At 57.3% G+C, this 18,255-nt stretch carries 13 protein-coding genes and 2 pseudogenes; 7 read left to right on the top strand and 8 right to left on the bottom strand.

The annotated features are described in order from the left end of the window. Nucleotides 1-140: 140 nt before the first annotated feature. The 4 genes and pseudogenes from BM132_RS28880 to BM132_RS09150 form a co-directional block, all read right to left on the bottom strand. Entirely contained in the window at nt 141-641 is a 501-nt protein-coding gene (locus BM132_RS28880; RefSeq protein ID WP_371264115.1) for a methyl-accepting chemotaxis protein, read from the bottom strand. A gap of 372 nt (nt 642-1,013) precedes the next feature. Continuing rightward, nucleotides 1,014-2,168 (bottom strand): annotated as a pseudogene (locus BM132_RS28875) (FIST signal transduction protein); the annotation flags it as partial. A gap of 420 nt (nt 2,169-2,588) precedes the next feature. Then, nucleotides 2,589-2,858 (bottom strand): annotated as a pseudogene (locus tag BM132_RS09155) (substrate-binding domain-containing protein); the annotation flags it as partial. Nucleotides 2,859-3,083: 225 nt separating this feature from the next. Further along, complete coding sequence (locus tag BM132_RS09150; protein WP_092454779.1) at nt 3,084-3,848, bottom strand: SDR family NAD(P)-dependent oxidoreductase; 765 nt, start codon at nt 3,846-3,848, stop codon at nt 3,084-3,086. 266 nt (nt 3,849-4,114) lie between these two features. Between BM132_RS09150 and BM132_RS09145 the strand changes: the two genes are divergently transcribed. The 3 genes from BM132_RS09145 (at nt 4,115) to BM132_RS09135 (ending at nt 6,083) form a co-directional block, all read left to right on the top strand. Continuing rightward, complete coding sequence (locus BM132_RS09145; protein ID WP_092454777.1) at nt 4,115-5,059, top strand: helix-turn-helix domain-containing protein; 945 nt, start codon at nt 4,115-4,117, stop codon at nt 5,057-5,059. A gap of 167 nt (nt 5,060-5,226) precedes the next feature. Continuing rightward, entirely contained in the window at nt 5,227-5,652 is a 426-nt protein-coding gene (locus tag BM132_RS09140) for a YciI family protein (RefSeq protein WP_092454776.1), read from the top strand. 23 nt (nt 5,653-5,675) lie between these two features. After that, on the top strand, nt 5,676-6,083 hold the full coding sequence (locus BM132_RS09135; RefSeq protein WP_092396333.1) for a VOC family protein: 408 nt from the start codon (nt 5,676-5,678) through the stop codon (nt 6,081-6,083). 306 nt (nt 6,084-6,389) lie between these two features. Here BM132_RS09135 and BM132_RS09125 read toward each other — a convergent pair whose 3' ends face one another. Genes BM132_RS09125 through BM132_RS09115 form a run of 3 tightly spaced genes read right to left on the bottom strand, consistent with a single transcriptional unit; the run spans nt 6,390 to nt 11,387 of the window. Continuing rightward, on the bottom strand, nt 6,390-8,471 hold the full coding sequence (locus BM132_RS09125) for a 3-hydroxyacyl-CoA dehydrogenase NAD-binding domain-containing protein (RefSeq protein ID WP_092454774.1): 2,082 nt from the start codon (nt 8,469-8,471) through the stop codon (nt 6,390-6,392). Next, nucleotides 8,464-10,593, bottom strand: coding sequence for an acetate--CoA ligase family protein (locus tag BM132_RS09120; protein WP_092454773.1), 2,130 nt, complete (start codon nt 10,591-10,593; stop codon nt 8,464-8,466). Before BM132_RS09120 ends, BM132_RS09125 begins: the two co-directional genes overlap by 8 nt. Then, the gene (locus BM132_RS09115) at nt 10,590-11,387 is read right to left on the bottom strand and encodes an enoyl-CoA hydratase/isomerase family protein (protein WP_092454771.1); all 798 of its coding nucleotides are present in this window, start codon (nt 11,385-11,387) and stop codon (nt 10,590-10,592) included. The genes BM132_RS09120 and BM132_RS09115 overlap by 4 nt, the downstream gene beginning before the upstream one ends. A 557-nt stretch (nt 11,388-11,944) precedes the next feature. Between BM132_RS09115 and BM132_RS09110 the strand changes: the two genes are divergently transcribed. The 3 genes from BM132_RS09110 (at nt 11,945) to BM132_RS09100 (ending at nt 15,313) form a co-directional block, all read left to right on the top strand. Further along, nucleotides 11,945-12,475 (top strand): tripartite tricarboxylate transporter TctB family protein, encoded by a 531-nt coding sequence (locus BM132_RS09110; protein WP_177218155.1) that lies wholly within the window; start codon nt 11,945-11,947, stop codon nt 12,473-12,475. 9 nt (nt 12,476-12,484) lie between these two features. Next, nucleotides 12,485-13,978: a tripartite tricarboxylate transporter permease gene (locus BM132_RS09105; RefSeq protein WP_092454767.1), complete on the top strand. Its 1,494-nt coding sequence runs from the start codon at nt 12,485-12,487 to the stop codon at nt 13,976-13,978. A gap of 243 nt (nt 13,979-14,221) precedes the next feature. Further along, complete coding sequence (locus BM132_RS09100; RefSeq protein ID WP_256244240.1) at nt 14,222-15,313, top strand: AbrB family transcriptional regulator; 1,092 nt, start codon at nt 14,222-14,224, stop codon at nt 15,311-15,313. Nucleotides 15,314-15,356: 43 nt separating this feature from the next. On the opposite strand, the gene BM132_RS09095 is transcribed toward BM132_RS09100, so the two are convergent. Further along, nucleotides 15,357-16,199: an IclR family transcriptional regulator gene (locus BM132_RS09095; RefSeq protein WP_371264112.1), complete on the bottom strand. Its 843-nt coding sequence runs from the start codon at nt 16,197-16,199 to the stop codon at nt 15,357-15,359. A 759-nt stretch (nt 16,200-16,958) separates the two neighbouring features. Here BM132_RS09095 and BM132_RS09090 point away from each other — a divergent pair. Beyond that, nucleotides 16,959-18,209, top strand: a complete 1,251-nt coding sequence (locus BM132_RS09090; RefSeq protein ID WP_092454765.1) for an OprD family porin — start codon at nt 16,959-16,961, stop codon at nt 18,207-18,209. The last annotated feature ends 46 nt before the right edge of the window (nt 18,210-18,255 follow it).

The following is an 18,255-nucleotide window of genomic DNA, read 5'->3' as shown; positions in this document are numbered from 1 at the left end:
GCGAGCCTGCTCGCGATGAGGCCGGCACATCCAGCATCACCACAAGCAGACCCACCGCTATCGCGAGCAGGCTCGCTCCCACAAGGGATTGCGGGGGGCATACAACATCCGGACTCGACACCAAACCCTGTGGCAGTTACTCAAGCATTGGCATGGGTCAACCCGGTCAAGGTGTCGGCGATGGCCTTCGTGCGTTGCGCGGTGCCTTCGGTGGTACGGCTCGAGTCTTCCAGGGCATCGAGCATCTCGCGCAGGGCGCTCACGGCGACGGACTGGTCTTCGATCTGTTGGGCGACGCCTTGGATCTCCGTCGAGAGCAGATCAATGTCCACGCCAATTTCCGCGGCATTCTTGCGAGTGATCTCCGCTAGCTTGCGGACCTCATCAGCCACCACCGCAAACCCTCTGCCCATTTCACCGGCGCGCGCTGCTTCGATGGCCGCATTGAGGGCCAACAGGTTGGTCTGTCCGGCGATTTGCTGGATAACCTGTACGATCGACTGGATACGCAAGCTGGAACTGGCGAGCGCACGGGCGCCGACAACTGCTTCACTTGCTTGGGTGGCAAGCTGTTCGACGGTCGTACCGGCCTGCTCGGCGACGCTGTTTTGCCGGTCGATCGTACCCGCCAGGTCATCCATCGACAGGTGAAGCTCACCCGAGTAGTGCTTGATTTGCGTCGCCATCTGCGCTTGCTGCTGGCTGGCCTGGGCCAATACCTGGCCCAGATCGGTCAGGCCGTCGAACACCGGCAAGATGGTGTTGTCCAGACCGCGAGTGTCCAAGGCGCTGCTGAAGTCATTCGTTTTGAACGCCATGATCTGCTTGACCACGACATGGTTCAGGCCCGCCAGCTTTTTGATCTGTCGGCGCAGGAAAAAAGCCTTGAACTCGCCATAGTGGGCGATGAAGTTGTCGACGTACTCATCGACAAAACTGGCGCCCTTGGTGACTCTGAAGAAGAAAATCGCCGTAAGTGTCTGGTTAAGATTCAGGCCGAGGATTTCACCAAACGTCGAGAAGCCAGCCAGAGGCACATCCCCGAAAATACCGGCCATGCTGCCCAGGTCGCTGCTGTTGTTGAGCCGGCGCAGGATGCAGTCGTTGAGAATGGCGGCCACCGGACGGCCGCCTTTGCCCTTGAGGAATTTCTCGTAGTCGAGTCGGGTCGCCTCGCGCAGGGGCGTGCGCTTGACCATCACCAGCTCTTCGCCGGGTGCCACGTCGCAGAACAGCTGGATGATTTGCTGCTGATAATCGATGCGGGCAATGGAGCGTACGAACAGCTCATCCCCCACGCGGATGGCGAATGAATAATCGGCCAGCTTCTTTTCCAGCGCCTGGGCACTGCACTCGAATGCGTCGCACAGCGCCTGGACCATGCTCTTGATATTGCCGCGGCTGTCGATGACCTGGTCGATGGTGCGGTCTTCGACCGACGCGGTCAGCACGTTGAACGTCAGCCCGGCAGTTTGGAAGTTCTGGCTCTTGAACACCCCGAAGCGCACATCCGCTGCAGTTTTCAGGAAGACAATCTGCGCGTGGTTCTGATAACTGCGTTGGCCGTCACTGATCAGGGTCTTTTTGAAATCCGTCTTGCCACCGGCTGAGCCGCCGACGAACAGACAGGGGAAGCGCCCAGACTCATAGAGCGCTTCCATAAAGAACGACTCGGAAGCCGAAAGTCCATCGAACACCACGTAGGCCAAGGTATCGCGATGATCAATGGGCGTGTTCACTTGCGCCTGCTTGATGTTATTCACCAATCTGGCGATTCGCTCACGCATGGCCAAGCGCTTGCCGCCACCGCGGATGTCCTCGCACTCCAGCGGCACCATGACCACCTCGGCCGACACAATCACACTGGCGTCAAACAATTGCAGCACCACCCGGTCCCAGGTTTCGCCGGTCTGGCAATACAGCGTGTTCGCACCGTTGCACAGCTCGCCCGACGTCGTGCACAGACTGATGGCGCTGTTGGCGAAGCGCTTCTTGACCTTGGCGGCGACCTGGTCGATGTCCAGGTGCGGGGAGACGAACCCGGTGATCAACACCGGGGTGACACGCACGCCGGCCAACGCCTGGTCGAGTTCGGCAGAGGTGCAGACCACGCTGACCGTACCTTGAGTATGGGCGCGGGCCTTGTTGAAGAGATTCAGTAGGTTCATGGCTGGACTCGGTTGAGTGCGACGTGACGCGTACGAGGTATGCGTGCAGAGTCCTTCCGCTGTATTGGTCACGGTTGGCTGTGCTGGGGAGGATTTACTACGCAGGAGGGTGTGGCGGCGTTCAGGTAGTACAGGAAAGCAGTCTAAGACCCTCTGCGTAGAACCCAGCTACAACGTAGCTATTTCCGGCCTGAGTCCACAGGGGCTTTTGGGTTGGGTTTTCTACGCCTGTTGGCCAGCGACTTTGGTATATGTCCGGGAGATCCGGTGCATGGCCTGGTAGGTGACGGGGGGTGGCTCGCGTAACCTCCAAGGTGTTGCTCATCTCAACGGTAATAGTTCACTCCGACCACCTGTTTTGGATGTGCGAGTCGCCGCTGATCCCTTGCCAGGACCGCGGCGAAGCATTGAGCGTGTCCGCTACTTGTAATGTTGTTCAAACACCGCCAGTTGCTCAGGCCTGATCAACTGAAAGGGCACCCAGACGTCTTGTTCTACCGCTTCTCCCTTGATCATTTTGAGTGCTGCCTGTACCGCGCTGGTTGCCTGGGCCTTGGGGTCCTGGAATACCGAGGCGACCAACATCCCGCGCTTGATGGCCGCCAGGCCGTCAGGCAAGCCGTCGATGCCGACAATCGCGATCTCGCCCTTGGCTTTGCCGGCCTGCTGCAACGCCATGGCTGCACCGAGACGATAACGGCGCTCAAAGCGGTACCGATCAACGGTTTGCTAATGCTTTTCATGTGATGCCCCACATCTGCATAGCGAGTTCGGATGGCCCTGTCCGGGCCGTCTGGTGTGTGAGTCCAGATTAGGGAGTGGCTGCGCTTGGCCGTTATGTCAAAAATGTCGCGGGTTTGCCTGATCCTGTATGGCGTGGCCGACACCGAACCGGCTTGTCGGTCCGGGGTTCGATCAGCCCGCGGTCACCGTCATGCCGCCATCGGCCATAACCACCGAGCCGACCATGAAGCTCGCACGGTCCGAGGCGAGGAAGGCGACGATTTCGGCAATTTCCTCTGGCTGCGCAGCGCGGCCGATGGGGGCCGCTTCGCCGTGCTTGGCTAGAAAGCCAGGGCCGTCGTCGACCACGTCATTGAGGATGTTGGTCACCACATCGCCGACGCCGATGGCATTGACGCGGATGCCATGCCCGATCACTTCGAGCGCCAGCGTGCGCGTCAACTGGGCCAGCGCGCCCTTGGACGCGGTGTAGGCAGCGATGGTTGGAAAGGCGAAGTAGGATGCGTAGGAGGCGATGTTGACGATTGCCCCGGACCCGTTGGGCATCATCGCCTTTACCGCTTCGCGGCAATGCATGAAGGCCGCAGTGGCGTTGACTGCCTGAATGCGCTCCCAGTCTTCGCGGGTCATGTCGATGACAAGCTTGTTGATGATGATCCCGGCGTTGTTAACCAGGATGTCCAGCCGGCCGAATTGCTCGACGGCCAGGCCGACCGCGCGTTCGGCGGCGCCGTCTTCGCTGATGTCCGCCACCAACGGCACCAGCCCGGGGCGGGCGAGCGCTTCGACGGCGGGGATCAGGTCTTCCGCAACGACCTTGGCGCCACGTGCGTGCAGCAACAGTGCGATGGCTTTGCCGATGCCACTGGCCGCGCCGGTGACCAGCGCGACTTTGCCTGCGACTTCGTGGGCAATGTTATAGGTGATATCAGTCATGATGCTCTCCTGCGTTGCGAGCCGAGGAAACATTCGCCGGCTCCGCGCCCGTGAGGCGCTGTCGTTATCGACGGCTTCACTGTCTCTCAACGTGCCTGTTCGGGCTTTCGCAGGCTTGCCTGGACTGTTGGGGTTTTGCTCCAGCATACGGGGGCCGGCGCATCGTATGGGGCTGGCCGAAGCTGCCACGACCTGTCCCGCGACCTTGCTCATGGTCGCCGTGGCGTTATCCTATTGACACCAGCCCTCGTCAGAGAGCGTTGTCGATGGAGCATCCTGTGCGCCAACCCGATCCGCAAACCCTCGCAGCCAGCGATGCTCAACGCATTACGGGCGAATCAATGCTGCACTATTTGCCGGGAACGCCGCAGACGTTGCCGCCGCGTCCGCAGATGCAGGACGTGGTGATGTTGCGATTCAGCCATCAGAGCATCGTCGAGCCTATCCTGGTGCCCGCCGTGGTCGAGCCTCTTCTTGTGTGGGTGCTGGCGGGCGCGGCGCGGGTTGAGGAGCGCGCCCTGGGTGGGCAATGGGTAGCGTCCGAGGTCAAGACCGGCGACTTTTTTCTCACCAACACTGGCGAGCCCTACGAGATGCGCTGGCAGACGCACGGCTGCGACGCTTTCGAGGTGATGCATCTGTATCTTGGCCTGCCGTTGATTGATCAAGCTGCGCGCGAGGTACTGGGCGAGCATGCCGACCCGGTCACCTTCCTCGATGTTTCCGGTGCCCGGGATGAACGAATCAGTTTCCTGTTGGAGCAACTGCGCCAGGAGCTCATCGACGAGCGCCAGCCGAGCCCCTTGTTTGCCCACAGCCTGGCTCAGGCGCTGGCCGTGCATTTGGTGCGGCGCTACCTTGACCCAAACCGCAGTGCCCGGCGCAGCAACGCATTGCAGGCCTACAAACTGCGCCGTGTCATCGAGGCAATGACCGAGGGGCTTGCCGCCGATTTCAGCCTCGCCAATCTTGCGCGGGTTGCGCAACTGAGCGAGTACCACTTCAGCCGCATGTTCAAGCGCGCCACCGGGCTGTCACCCTCGCAGTATTTCATCCGCCTGCGCATGAGCCGCGCCCGGCATCTGCTGTTGGAGACGGACCGAAGTATCATCGATGTCGGATTGGAGGTCGGCTACTCGAGCCCCAGCCATTTTTCCCAGGTGTTTCGCCGCGAAGTGGGTGTCACGCCCAGCGCCTATCGCCGGGCGTGACGGCTGTTTCAGCGTTTCTGCGGTTTGCCATGTTCGTTCGGATCGCGCACACGACCGGTCGAAAAAAATAATTGCGTCAGGCTGTCGATTTCCACCATTGCCATTCGATTAGTCCGTAGAGCTACCACAAGGGCGGCTCAAGCCATCCACTCTCAGGAGATAAGCGCATGCGATTTATGGTGATCGTCAAAGCCAGTCCGGAATCGGAAGCCGGACAGATGCCCAGCGAAGAATTGCTGGCTGCCATGGGCGCCTACAATGAAGAACTGCTCAAGGCCGGGGTGATGCTGGCCGGCGAGGGCCTGCACCCGAGCGCCAGGGGCGTGCGCGTGCAGTTTTCCGGCAAGAGCCGAACCGTCGTCGCAGGGCCGTTTGCGCAAACCAAGGAATTGATCGCCGGCTTCTGGATTTTCCAGGTCCAGTCACTGCAGGAAGCCATCGACTGGGTCAAGCGCTGCCCGAACCCGATGGTCAGCGACAGTGAAATCGAGATCCGCCAGATCTTCGAAGCCGAGGATTTTGGCGAAACCTTGACCCCCGAGTTGCGCGAGCAGGAAGAGCGCTTGCGGGCGCAGTTGTCCAATCAATCGTGACGCCGACTACAGGAGATCCGAGCATGAGAATCATCCCATACCTGACCTTCAACGGCCGCTGCAAGGAAGCCTTTGCGTTGTACAAGGACGTACTGGGTGGCGAGCTGTTTTCCATGTCCTTTGCCGAGGCGCCCGAGGATGTCGGCATGCCCAAGGATGCGGACCTGATCATGCACGCCTGCCTGACGGTCGACGGGTTCAGTCTGATGGCTTCCGACTGCCCGCCAGGCCAGCCGTTTCATAAGCCGCAAGGCGTATCGGTTTCCCTCAATGTCGACAGCGTGGAGGAGGCCGAGCGGCTGTTTAATGGCTTGAGTGCGGGGGGCAACGTGCAGATGCCCTTGGCGAAGACCTTTTGGGCGGAACGCTTTGCCATGTTCGAAGACCGTTTCGGGATCGCCTGGATGGTCAATTGTGAGGGAGGGAAATAAGCCGAATGGGTCTTGATCGTCGGCGCAGTAGGAGCAGGGTAGAAGGAGAATATCCGGATCAACCTATTTCTCGGCGCTTATCAGGTATGGGGTCAACACCGCTGGGTCGATGAACCCGGCTGCAGACTCTGGTCAGCCGGGCTGAAGCGGGCGTCCTTGCGGCGCGCCTGCGTGTATTTGACGGCATGCGTATCAGGTCAGAGGCGCTCTATGATGAGGACTACGCCTTGGCCTACACCCACGCACATGCTGCAAAGCCCGTAGCGACCTTGCCGTTGGTCCAGTTGATTCAGCGCGGTCTTGTTGTCACTCCTTCGCGCTATTGGCATCAAGTTTTATCAGGACCGCATCACCACGTTCCTGACCTTTGCCAGAAACGTCGACGAAGCGGTCCAGAGCGGCATTCAGTTCGGTCAATCCCATCTGGCGGGCGATGAAGATCGGCCCACCCTGCCAGCGGGGAAATCCGTAACCGTGGACTAAGGCGATATCAATATCCTCCGGGCGCTGACAGACGCCTTCTCCGAGCAGCAGCAAGGCTTCGTTGATCAACGCCAGCACGGCGCGTTGCTGTATTTCGTCACGACTGAATGGTTTTGGCTCGATGCCTTTTTCAAGACGGTAATAGGCGATGATCTCGGCGACGGCGGCGTCGGTTCGCGGTTGGTTGTCATCGCTATACAGGTAGTAGCCCTTGGCAGTCTTGCGCCCCAGGCGACCGGCTTCGCAGATGAGGTCCGCAATACCAACGTAGCGACGCTGGTGACGCGTATGGGCGGTCTGCTGGCGCATCCTCCAGGCGATATCCAGTCCCGACATGTCGGCCACCTTGAACGGTCCCATGGCGAAGCCGTAACTCTCGAGGGCAGCGTCGATCTGTTCGGGGCTTGCGCCTTCTTCGAGCATGAACTCGCACTGGCGACGATAGGCGGCGTATAGCCGGTTACCGACAAAGCCCCAGGAGTTGTTGACGACGATTGCCTTTTTCTTCAGGCGGTCGGCAAACTTCAGCGCTGTACAAAGCGTTTCATCGCGGGTCGAGCTGCCGCGCACGACTTCCAGTAGCGACATGCGATGCGCAGGACTGAAGAAGTGCAGACCCAACACGCGCTCCGGGTGGGAGATGCCCACAGCGATCTTGTCGATATCGAGATAGGAAGTGTTGGTCGCCAGCAGAGTATCTTCGCGCACCAGTGCGGCCAGCTTGTTGATCAGCGACTGTTTCGCCCCCAGCTCTTCGATGATGGCTTCGATCACCAGGTCGGCATTTGAAACGACTTGAATATCCTGAGTTGCGCTAAGGCGGGTAAGGGTGGCATCGCGGTTGTGGGCACTCAAACGCTGCCGGTCAACTTCTCGTTCCAGTTCGCTCTTGATGCGACTTACACCGGCTTCGAGAGCGTCCGGGTTCAGGTCAATCAGGTCGACGGTGTATCCGGCATTCAACGCGCAAAGTGCGATGCCGCTGCCCATGGTGCCGGCACCCATGACTGCTATTCGCTCGAGCGTGCGTTCGGCCACTGGCTGCTCTGGAGTATATGGCTCGGTACGCTCTGCAAAGAACAGATAGCGCAGGGCCTTGGCCGATTCGCTGCCGCGTAGGGCAAGAAAGTGTGAGCGCTCCCTGACGATGGCATCTGCGAAGCTCAGCTCATCGGCTGCCAGGACCACCTCTGCCGCAACGGCTGCCGCAGGGAGGCCACGACAACTGGCTATCAGCTTGTGGGCCAGCGCTTTCAGTGCTGCCTTTTCCTCCCGGGGGACAGCGCGCGAGCTCAATGACCTTTTGCCCCCTTTATAGCCGCATGCAAAGGACAGAACTTCAGCGTGCTGAGCTTGAGCATCGGTTTCCCTCAACAGATGATCTACCAGACCAAGCTCCAAGGCCTTGGCTGCGTTGACCGGTTTTCCGGTTACGATCATGTTGAGCGCTGTTGAAACACCGACCGCTCGAGGTAAGCGTTGCGTGCCACCGGCACCAGGGATGATACCCACCGTTACTTCCGGTAGGCCCACGGTGGCATTTGCCGTGGCCAGCCTTGCATCACAGGCCAGGGCCAGCTCCAAACCACCGCCGAGCGCGTATCCCTTGACGACTGCAATCACCGGCAGAGGGCAGGCTTCCAGGGCCGATGTAACCTGGGGCAAGGTGGGTTCCGTGGGTTCGTCTTCAAGCTCGCGCAAATCGGCGCCGGCCATCAGATTGCGCCCGGCGCCGGTCAGAACGACCGCCCGCGTCTGCTCGACATCGATGTCCGCCAACGCGGACAGGATTCCTCTTCTTACTGCTTCAGTGCTGCTGTTGACGGGAGGGTTATCGATGGTTATGACCGCGATGTCACCTTCATAGGCAAGGTGAACCCGGCTGCCATTTTTTGCTTCAGCCATAGCGCCTTTCTCCGGTGACTGCGTGGGCGCTTGCCTGATTCAGGACCAGTACGGCATCGGCCGCCACAACACCCTGGCCTTCGGGCAGGATGAACAGTGGGTTGATTTCGGATGTCACCAGACGCTCGCCTAGTGCGGCGACCAGGGCTGAGAAGTTAACGATCGCCTGGGCAAGTGCTTCGATATCCCGACGCACGGAGCCGCGATAGCCATTGAGTAACGGCCAGGTGGTCAGTTTCTCCATCATCGCCCTGGCTTGCTCAAGCGTCAGCCCCCCATGGTCCGGCAACATGCACAGAGTGGTGTCCTTGAACAGTTCGGCTGTGACACCGCCGGCACCTAGCAGGATCGCCGTACCAAGGGCATCGCGGTTGGCACCGAGAATGAGTTCGTGGCCGCCCGCTACCATGGCTTCGATCAGGAACCGATCTGGGCGATAACCGACGTGACTGCCCACATCCGTGATCATCTGGTCGAAGCGCGCGCCGATGGTGTCGGCAGTCTGATGCAGGGCTACACCACCAATATCGCTCTTGTGCAGCAGGTTGGCGTCCAACACCTTGAGGACTACCGGTTGACCCAGTTCGCGAGCGGCATGGACGGCTTGTTCACGGCTGGTGACCACACGGCTTTCCGGCACGCTGATACCCACTTGGCTAAACAAGGCCTTGGCGGCCGCTTCATCGATGGAGCCCTCGGTCAGCGCGGTCATGTCGGGAAGCTGGGCAGTGGGTGCCGCATGTGTGGAGGGTAGAGGTTGAGCCCTGAAGTACAAGGCTTCGAGCACGGCACTGCAGCTTTCCGGGGAGCAGAATCCCGGAATCCCGGCGCTGTTGAGGCGCTTGAGCGTATCCGGTGCATAGGGGCTGACATACGCAAGCACTGGTTTATTGTTGGTGTCCAGGCAATCTTGGATGGCGCAGACGACCAGATCGGGCATGGCCAGACCTGATGATCCGATGATCACCACGAGCGCATCGTAGCTGTCGCTTTTCAACAGCGTGCGGATCGCTTTGCGCAGCAGGTCAGGTTGAAGTCCGGCCAGCGTCACGTCGATCGGGTTGCGGTCCAGAGCGGTGGGGGTATCACCCTGCAGTGCACGCAGCTTCTCGGCGGTGTCGGCATCCGGTTTGGGGGTGTCGAAATGGTTCATCCCCAGGCTGTCAGCGATCAGCGTTCCTGCGCCTCCGGTGGAGGTCAGAATGGCTACACGGCGGCCAGCCAACGGGCGACCGGTCACCAGCACCGCCGGAATGTCGAGGAATTCGTCAAAGGTGTTGGCACGAATCACGCCCAGTTCCCGGAAGAACGCATCGTAGACTCGGTCCTCACCGGCCAGTGCGCCGGTATGTGAGCTGGCGGCGGTGGCACCGGCTTCGGAACGACCAATCTTGAACACTACCAGCGGTTTACCCGCTTCCCGGGCACGCAGCGCGACTTCTCGGAAGCGCTGAGGGTTGCGGATGCTCTCCAGATAGAGCGCGATTACCTTGGTATTCTCATCATCGACCAAGTAGTCAATGAAGTCGCTGACCTCAAGATCCACCTCGTTGCTGGTGGAGATGAGCGAAGAGAGGCCGATGCCGCGGCCTGCTGCGCGGGAGAGCAGGGCACCGAGAATCCCACCACTCTGGGAGACCACCGCCACATGACCTGCCGGCAGGTCGGTGATCTCAAGGGCGCCGCTGGCCGAGAGTGGGATGCGTGCGGACAGGTTGACCAGGCCGATGGTATTCGGACCCAGAAGGCGCATCGAGCCTGCGGCTGCTTTGAGCTCCTGCTGCAGATCATGTCCGTCTTCACCCGCCTCGGCAAAACCGCTGGCCAGGATGACGGCAGCTTTGCAGCCAAGCTTGGCTAGAGAGCGGACGGCCTCAATGCTGCGTTTTGCGCTGAGCAGCACTAGACCCACATCAGGGGCTTGCGGTAACGACTCGATATTGGGGTAGCAGGGTAAGCCCTGGATTTCGGTAGCTTTGGGATTGACCGGGTAAATATCGCCCCCAAAGCCGTGTTTCAGAAGGTAGGAAACCGGGCGTCCAGAGGTTTTATGGGTATCTGCCGAGGCGCCAATGACGGCGATGCTTTTCGGGTTAAGCAGTGCATGAAGTTGTTGTTTCATTTGCCCGCCTCCTTGGCGGCATTGAGGAAGGCCTGCACCGAAGCGCGGTGCTCCCTGGACGTATAACAAATACCTTGGGCTTTGCTGCCTTCGGCGAACACCTGGTGTTCGGACATCTCGTAGCTGTGGTTGATGATGGACTTGGTCAGTGCAATCGCAGTGCGCGAACCGCTGCTCATTTCATCGGCCATGGCGATAGCGGTACTCAGCAGTTTGTCTGCCTCACACATCCGGTCTGCGATACCCAGTTGGAGCGCTTCCTCGGCTTCAACACGACGGCCGCTAAAGATCAGAGCCTTGGCACGTGCAAGACCGACTCGCCGCGGTAGAAAGTACAGGCCGCCGCCATCAGGGATGAGGCCACGAGCGATATAAGCCCAGGTGAAGGTCGCTGGACGCGCGGCGACGACAAAATCGCAAGACAGTGCGAGGTCTGCGCCCAGACCGGCGGCAGCTCCATTGACGGCAGCGATAGTCGGGATGGGTAGGTTGAGCAGCAGGCTGGCGGCATAGTGAACGCCTTGCTGGCGCTCCCAGCCGTTGAACCCAACGACCGCTGGATCCGCTTCCATGCGTGCTTGCATTCCGGAGATATCTCCTCCAGCACAAAAGCCTTTACCGGTGCCTGTAATGATCAGAGCGCGAACTTTACGGTCGCCACGCAAGCCCTCCAACAGCTCTACCAACTCAGCGCGCATGGCATCACTCATTGCATTACGTTTTTCTGGCCGGTTCAGGGTCAGGATGGCAACCCCGTTCTCTTGGTGGTAGGTGATGAGATTGTTCTGACTCATTGTTTGGTCTCTTGTAATTTAATTAAACCGATTCGAGTTATGCCTGGCGGAATGGCAGGCTGACTGTGTGAGTGCCAACTTATCTGACGCTTGGGACAGTCAGTCCTTCAGTCATCCTATTGAGCATTCTTGAGTTAACGAGTCAGGTGTTCAAATGACTAAACATGCCGACTGGTCTAACAAAACGTTGGGATGTCGTTCGGGTTTTCCAGCAACGAGTGGACTGAGAGCGCCAAACTAAGGACGCCGATCTGTCAGGTGCACGGTTTTTGGGCGACTGAGCATCGGCCCCATTGAGGTTCTGTTGGCCGATGCCAAACAACCGGCTGCTCTAGACCAAATAAATTCTCAGTTCAGGGCTGCTGTGCGTTCAGTCATAGTGGGGGCGCGGTAAAAAAGCCGGGTTGAGTTCTGCTGGTTGTTAAATCTACAGCTGGCGCTGGGCGAACGTTTGCCTGGCGACATCAGGAAGTCAGCAGCCCATAAATATAAAAACAATCGCGCCACTGGCAGGCGTGGAAAATCCGAGACTTTTGTCGCGGTGAGAGGTTATGCAAATGAACACATCGAGTGCATCGACGACTCCGGATAGGCCGAAGGAATCGGTAAGAGATCAGTGCAGTACGGGTCGTGTAGTCAAAGCGCCCTGTGGCGTATTGGATGTTTTTGCAGGTGTTGCCCTTTTGTGCGTGTTTGGGGGGTATTGCTGGGATGCCCTGACGCTGCCTGGGCCGGTAAACCCGAATGGAATAGGCGTGGGTGAATTTCCCCTGATCATCGCCGTTTCAGCTCTTCTTGCTGTGGCTCTGATGCTCTGTCTCGGCGTGATCAAATGTTTTCGCGGGAGCAATCAAGAACAGGTCGCGATTTTTCGACCTGTGTCGGTGGTGCTCGCCGTTTTGGTGCTGCTCAGTATCGGTACCTACTTGGATAGCCTGGGGCCAATTATTGGCGTCGCAGGACTTTCTGCTCTCATCATGCTGGTGGTGGGTGAACGTCGACCCGTCCAGATCCTTGCTGTTTCATTGGGCTTGAGTTTTGGGTTGTATGCGATCTTCGTTCTGGCTCTTGGTGTCAGCTTTTCTTGAGGTATCACCATGTTTGATAATCTATTGATCGGGTTTTTGGCTTTTGCCGACCCGCTGGTGCTGGTCGGTTTAATTGTGGGGGCACTACTGGGTTATATGATTGGTGCGCTCCCGGGGCTGGGTCCGAGTCTCGGTGTTGCTTTGTTGATTCCATTTACGTATAGCCTTGATCCTCTTGTATCCATCGTAACCCTGGTCTCTCTCTACGCTGCTGCTGAATACGGTGGAGCTATTTCTGCGATACTGATCAACTCGCCGGGGACTGCGGCTGCAGTCGCCACCTCTTGGGATGGCTTTCCGCTAACCCAACAAGGCAAGGCTGGGGTTGCGCTGACGATATCAATAGTTTCATCGGGTATTGGCATATTCATCAGTGCGGTGCTGTTGTTCCTGACAGCCGTTCCACTCTCGGAATTCGCGCTGAACTTTGGGCCTACAGCCTATTTTGCGTTGGCCCTGGTGGGGTTGAGCCTTGTATCTACCCTGTCGAATGGTGCGCCTGTCAAAGGCGCTATTGCGATGGCCATTGGTCTGGCGCTTGCGACGGTTGGTCTTGATTCGCAGACGGGAACTCCCCGTTTCAGCCCAAATCCTGAGTTTTTCGAAGGCTTTCCACTGGTGCCGGTGTTGTTAGGTCTTTTTGCACTTTCGGAAGTTATATTTATGGTAGAGGCAGGGCCTTCTGCCAAGACCAAGAGTCATCCGGTGAACAGCATCCTTGCAGTGCCTTTGAAAACGTTTGGGAAGCTGAAGTTTAACTTGCTGAGAAGCTCTATTATTGGGTATGTCATCGGCGTTGTGCCAGGCGCTGGAGCCTCTATTGCGTCATTCGTTTCGTACGCCGTAGCCAAGAAAGTATCAAAAACGCCCAATGAGTTCGGTAAAGGTAGTCTAGAAGGGATCGCCGCAGCGGAGTCTGCTAATAATTCCGCGGTATCGGGTGCGCTTGCGCCGCTCTTTGCGCTGGGAATTCCGGGCTCTCCGACAACCGCCATCATGATCGGTGCCCTGATGATTCACGGTATTCAGCCGGGTCCTTTGCTGTTCACGACTAATCCAGAGATTCCCTACACCGTTATAGCGGCGCTTTGGGTGAGTGTGCCGGTGATGATTTTCATCGGCTTGGCAGGGGCGAGGTATTGGGCGAAAGTGGCTGATATCCCTCGTCCGGCAATTGCGGCTGCGGTCTCGGTGATCTGCCTGATGGGAGCCTACGCTTCCGAAAACTCAATGTTCCCTGTTTACGTCACACTGGCCTTCGGTATCGTCGGCTATGTCCTGCGCAAGCTTGATATTCCGCTGGCTCCTATCATTCTGGCTCTGGTACTTGGGGAGATGCTCGAAACCAATTTCCGTCGAGCGCTGGTTATTTCCAATGGTGAGTATGATGTTTTCTATAGTAGCCCGCTGACCCTGGTCTTGCTGGCGGTTGCAGTGCTTTCTTTTGCGACGCCTGCCGTACGGTTCCTGCGTGATAAGTTCAGTCGCGGACGCCTTGTGTAATGGATGTTAAGTAAAAATAACAGCGTTGTCAGGTGATCGTGAAGTTTAAACTTTGATGGAAGTTTGGACAGAGTGAGGCTTTACGGCCCGATACCTCAAACCGATCAGGGTTTGCTGTGTCGGGCTGTTTTGCGCGTGAAGGCTGCTTTCGATTTCTACCGATGACGGGTGGCGGTTGCTGTATACATCACGATTATTTTTCTGGGGAGCTTTTGTACATGTTTTATTCTGGGTCGATGGGTAATGACGCGGGCTAAAGTTGAGGGTGTTGTGATGGGGGTTAATATTTTTGATGTTTCCCGGTTGCTGTTGCTGTATGTTCTCTGCTTTGGTGTGGGGCGGGTGTTTCTTGAGGTTGGGATGCCTCTGCCGTTCATGATTGGCCCACTGATGCTAACGGCGTTTCTTTATATTAGCGGTTTGATGAAAGCGGCTGTTCCGGCTAAAACCCGGCCCTGTGGCCAAATGATAATTGCTTCTACCGTGGGGTTGGCATTTACCAGTGAAGCGTTGGCCGTTATTTTTGAGATGGGGCTCGCTATTATTGGATTGGCTGTCCTTACAGGTCTGAGTGCTCTGCTTGTTTCACTATTGCTTAAACGCTTTACACGCCTTGATTATTCAACAGCATTGCTGTGCACGATTCCCACCAGTCCGGTAGAGGCTGCTGTGATCGCGGAAAGGTTCGGGTTGAATAAGGCAGTGGTGGTACTGTCGCAAACCATTAGAATAGCGAGCGTTGTGGTAATAGTCCCGATCGCTTTGTATGTGATGGATGGTTGGCCAGGAAATGCTGAGCGAAGTAGTGGAGGGGTGGGTCAGTTTGATCCGGGTGGCGTTCTGTTGTTAGCTATTTCTGCTTTGACCGGTGCTATGCTGTTTCGACTTCTCAGGTTACCAAACCCTTATTTTTTCGGCGCTTTACTGGTTTCTGCCGCCGTATCCAGTAGTGGTCTTCATGTCGCTCCTTACCCGTCGTTGATCATGGCTGCAGCTCAAGTTGTTCTTGGTACTTGGTTGGGCTCCGTGTTTACCAAGGATCTATTTCTGGAAGTCAGGCTGACACTCTCCATTGTCATTTCCATGCTGTTTTTCCTGTTATTGACAAGCTTGATGGCAGTTGCGTTTGCTGTTCTGTCGGGCTTTCCATGGGAGGTCATGTTGCTCAGTGCTGCGCCTGGAGGGGTTACTGAAATGGCATTGACTGCGCAGTTCCTTGGCTACAATGTTGCTGTAATTGTTTCATTTCAGATTGTGCGGATCTGCATATTCATGCCGGGCGTTCATTGGTTCATCGCAGTGGCTCGAAGGTTTGAGTTAGGGCGTTCGTCCTGACGAGTGGCGAAAACGCTGGAGAGAGGTGGCACGCTGTTGAGCTTCATACATCATTCTGGTCGCTCAACTGGCTCCTGATCGTCTCGGTCAACTCAAGTAGAGGCCCCGAATAGCGCGCGATCACCTTGTCGATACTTTCGTTGGTTGACAGGCTGATATTGAGTGCATGGGTGCGATAAGTGGGTAGATTAAGCGGGGCGGCTATTGATACCACTTGAGGCTGCCAGGAGGCTGCGCAATAGCCATGGCACATAACGCTTTGAATGGCATCGTCGATTTCTCTGCTCAACTCTGCCCAGCGGGAAGCGCATCGCCGCGCTCTGAAATGTTCCAGCAGCGCCCCGCGTCGAACCTCATTCTGGACTGATAGGTAAGCCCGTCCCAGTGCGGTGAGGTCTATGGGCAGACGCTGCCCTGTTCCCACGGTGCGCGGAGACTTACGCGCGCCTAGCCTGATCGACTCTATATAAACCATTTCGTCGCCGTCGGCGGCTGCTAATCCGACGTTCACTTGCAGTTGCCTGGCGACTTGACGCATCAGCGGTTCCGCTACCCGCACCAGAGAGCTTCCGTGATACAGGGTGTGCGCCAGACTTAGCAAGGAAGATGCTAGCCGGTAGGCACCACTGACCGGGTCGTAGTCCAGGAAACCTGCACGAACCAGCGTTTGTGTCAGGCGGCTAACGGTCGACTTGGAGAGGCCAGTCCTTTCGCTTAGATCTCCGTTGGTCAGGTATTCACTACCCGGACGGAAAGCCCTTAACAAATCCAGGCCGCGCTCCAGGGACCGATTTGGCGTTGACTTGCCTTGACCGGGAATTCCCGCGAGCGTTGCTCCGTTGCTGGCCTCTGCCAATGCGTAAAGTTGTTTGGTGGTCATCGTCATGGCGCTCTTTGGGTTTCGGATGAGAGCGGTACTGCCGGTAGGCGCACGGCGGCAAATCATCGACACCGGCACGGCGCAACCTTGGGCTGGCTTATTGCGGCCGTGACTCGTTTCTACCCCCTTTTTTTGCAACGCCGCATCAACGCATGGTCGTTCAGTTGCGTCAAGGAGCAGCTCGCTTGAACAGCGCCTCCAAGTGGGAACGCGGGCACCGGCTGACTGGATCAAACCCCATGCTGCACCCAGGCGGGGTGGGGCCTGAATCCCCAAATGAGCTGATGCCCGCACAGCCTTGCTGTTCCAAGGAGTGGAACAGCTTGGTTGACCATTCGAATTTCGATTGCATAATCGATGAACGTTCATTTCAGACTCATAACAAGAAATAGGTCTCTATGAAAGTTCCCTATCTTAAGGCGCCGTTGCGGCGCTCCTCGGCAATTACATATTGCTTGGCGCTCGCCTGTGATGATCGAGTCGTAATAAATATCATCTGGCGTTATGTCAAGTATCCAATAATCAATTTAATGGGCTCTTTGTCTCCGGATAAGCCTGTGCTCCATAATAATTAATAATTACTTCAAATAACGCAGTCGCCTATTTGAATTGATCCTAAATGGGTAATTTCTAGCCCGCCATCATGCGCGTGCGAGTGGGCGCGTCGGGTATCGGCTTGCTGAGTAATTCCCTTAGTTCTCCTCCGCCCACCCTTGACCGGTTCTGCGGTTGGCTGTGGTGTCCGGTCCTTTTTAGGTACTTGCAATGACGCTAATAAAAAATATGCCCTTATGTGTAGTAGGAGCGGGACTTGCTGCTAGTGTTCCATCGGTCTTCGCAGAAGGCATTTTAAATGACAGCAAAGCCTCGCTGGAACTTCGAAATTTCTACATGAATCGTGACTTCAGAGAGGGGAGCGGTCAGTCACAGCGAGAAGAGTGGGCCCAAGGTTTTATTCTGCGGTACGAGTCTGGCTATACCCCTGGAGTGATCGGTGTTGGCTTTGACGCTATTGGTATGCTCGGTGTAAAGCTTGATTCGAGCCCCGGTCGGGCTGGCACTGGGCTTCTGCCGGTGCAGGATGACGGCGAGGTGCCTGATACCTACTCAAAGGCTGGTGGTACCTTCAAGCTGCGCGCCTCCAATAGCGAGTTCAAGGTTGGGACCCTGTTGCCCAAGTGGCCCACGCTGCAGGCTAACGATGGTCGCCTGCTGCCGCAAATCTTCGAAGGGATGCAACTCCAGGTGCGAGAGTTGAAAGGGCTTGAGTTCACGGGGGCGCAAATCCAGCGCACCGTTCAACGCGATCAGACTGGCGACGAAGGCTTGACGCTCAATAACAAAAACCGTCGGTTTAGCGGGTCTCTGGATGGAGGGGACTTCGATATGATGGGGCTCACCTATCAGTTTCTGAAGACCACTAACCTCAGTTACCAATACGCTCGCTTCGAGGATATCTATCGGCAACAGTTCTTTGGTATTACCGACCGGCGCAAGGGAGATTGGGGGGCGTTCAACAGTGATATCCGCCTTTTCCTGAGTGACGATGAAGGGTTGGCACAGGGGGGAGCCATCGACAACCGGGCATTCAGCGCAATGGGTACATACAAATTGAGCGGACATTCGCTGGGTGTTGGTTACCAGTTGATGTCGGGCGACTCGGCTTTTCCCTATGTGGCGGGCTCCAACCCCTTCCTGGTCAACTTTGTTCAGATCGGTGATTTCGCTGAAAAGGATGAGCAATCCTGGCAGTTACGCTACGACTTTGACCTCGCTAACGTCGGTATTCCCGGCCTGACCTTTATGACTCGTTACCTGCGAGGCAGTGGTGCGGATGTCCGGGGCGCCGACTCAGGTGGTGAGCGCGAACTCGATATCGAGTTGCAGTACGTGATCCAGAGTGGGGCGCTAAAGGGGCTGGGCATGCGCTTGCGCAGTGCTACCTATCGGTCTGACTTCTCCCGTGACGCCAACGACGCTCGAGTGATCGTCAGTTACCCGCTCAACCTCCTCTGAATCGGACCTGCTCATGGGGCCGGTTCGATGCATTTAAGTGCTGTAG

The organism is Pseudomonas sp. NFACC45 (assembly GCF_900113505.1).
Taxonomy (GTDB): Bacteria; Pseudomonadota; Gammaproteobacteria; order Pseudomonadales; family Pseudomonadaceae; genus Aquipseudomonas; species Aquipseudomonas tehranensis.
Note: the sequence above shows the minus strand (reverse complement) of the source record. Positions and strands in the feature narration are given on the sequence as shown.